General features: G+C 72.6%; 1 protein-coding gene. It reads right to left on the bottom strand.

Annotation, left to right across the window (positions count from 1 at the left end):
* Positions 1 to 832 (bottom strand): hydroxyacid dehydrogenase (locus LPA54_RS32720; RefSeq protein ID WP_308112910.1); only part of this gene is annotated, 832 nt, incomplete at its 3' end.
* Positions 833 to 1192: the final 360 nt, after the last annotated feature.

Below are 1192 nucleotides of genomic sequence, written 5' to 3'. Positions count from 1 at the left end.
CCTGGTCGAGCTCGAACAGCGGGGAGTCCGTGCAGGGCTCCTTCGCGTACACGTCCAGGCCGGCGCCCGCGACGCGGCCCTCCTTCAGCGCCGCGTACAGCGCCTCCTCGTCGACGATGCCGCCGCGCGCGGCGTTGACGATGCGGACGGTCGGCTTGACCTTGTGCAGCGCCTCGTCGCCGATCAGGCCGAGCGTCTCGGGGGTCTTCGGCAGGTGGACGGTGATGAAGTCGGAGACCTCCAGCAGCTCGTCGAGGGAGAGCAGCTTGACGCCCATCTGCGCGGCCCGCGCCGGCTGGACGTAGGGGTCGTAGGCGACGATCTTCATGCCGAAGGCGGACATGCGCTGGGCGACCAGGACGCCGATGCGGCCGAGGCCGACCACGCCGAGGACCTTCTCGCTCAGCTCGACGCCGGTGTACTTGCTCCGCTTCCACTCGCCGTTCTTCAGCGCGGTGTTGGCCTGCGGGATGTTGCGGGCCGTGGCGACGAGCAGGCCGCAGGCGAGCTCGGCGGCGGTGACGATGTTGGACGTCGGGGCGTTGACGACCATCACGCCGGCCTTGGTGGCGGCGGAGACGTCGACGTTGTCCAGGCCCACGCCGGCGCGGGCGACGACCCGCAGCCGCTTCGCGGCGGCGACGGCCTCGGCGTCGACCTTGGTGGCGGAACGGATCAGGACGGCGTCGACGTCGGCGATGGCGGGGAGCAGCTCGTCGCGGTCGGCACCGTTGCAGTGCCGGATCTCGAAGTCGGGGCCGAGCGCGTCGACGGTGGCGGGCGACAGCTCTTCAGCGATGAGTACAACCGGCTTTTTCAGGTGCGAGCTCACGTGAGGTCCTCACAAGTCCAGTGCGGACGGCCGTCCCGACGGCCGCAGGCGGTGGAGGGGCTTGCCGCGTGGAAGACGCACGACGCTGTGGGCCTGACGCGTATGGGTGTGCAGTGCTGCTGTCCGGGGCCGCCCCCGGTCTCCCGGGGCGCCCCGGGAACCCCCGAACCGCCGGGTACAAGGGTGCGGGAGTGAGCCTCAGTGTAGTGGCGGCGGCGGCCGATTTCTGCGCCTCGTCGGCAGGATCACCCACACGGGGCTGGACGCCGTGGACAAGGCCGGGCAGGGGGGAACGAGCCCCGGACCGGCCCCCGGCGGCCCGGGACGGCGGCGGGGGCCGGGCGGGGGGCCCGGCCCCCC

This window comes from Streptomyces sp. DH12 (assembly GCF_020873895.1).
In the GTDB taxonomy this organism is placed as follows: domain Bacteria; phylum Actinomycetota; class Actinomycetes; order Streptomycetales; family Streptomycetaceae; genus Streptomyces.
Note: the sequence above shows the minus strand (reverse complement) of the source record. Positions and strands in the feature narration are given on the sequence as shown.